Source organism: Ruegeria sp. AL12 (assembly GCF_056540885.1).
The window spans coordinates 1-566 of record NZ_JBQFXN010000187.1; the positions used below are offsets into that span (position 1 = coordinate 1).

General features: G+C 56.4%; 1 protein-coding gene. It reads right to left on the reverse strand.

What is annotated here, in order from left to right; all coding sequences use genetic code 11:
* Positions 1-263 precede the first annotated feature (263 nt).
* On the reverse strand, positions 264-566 hold a 303-nt coding region (locus ACR0C6_RS22130), incomplete at its 5' end, for a Hint domain-containing protein (RefSeq protein ID WP_480621345.1).

Sequence of the window (566 nt, forward strand, 5' to 3'; positions counted from 1 at the left end):
CGAAGAACAATCCGAGAGTTTTCCGGATCGTCTCGGCGGGACAGTTTGGTCAGCGTCCAGCCATGGCGTGACAACCCCGCCTGGGCGGCGAAACCTGGCCAAAGTTTCAAGGCTGTTTTGTCGAGGGTCGAGTCCTGAAAGTTCCACCACATGCCAAGGTTTTTCTCTTCGCATTAATCGTCCGCATTTGTATCTGCAGACAATGCAGCGTTCGGGTGCGTTGCGCAAATGCCGGGATTGGCGGCATCCCGCATCCTGTCACGTCACATATACGCGCTTAGAACTGCTGCTTCACGGGCGTTGATCGTCGCGGCTGCGGTGTGACGGAAGGCGTCCCTTGCGTGGTCAAGCGAGGGGAACAGGGCCACAATCTCGGCTCGCTGCGCCGAGGACAAGGCATGTTTCGCGCTTTCGCCAAAGAAATAGCTTTCTGTCAACGCTCCGTTCGACCGAACGATGTGATGCTGGTCGAACATGAAATGCGTGTAGGTGATCCTGTCCATCTCGCGGATTTCAACACCCGGCAGGCTGCAAAGATGCTTGGCCGCAACGAAAACCTCAGAAGA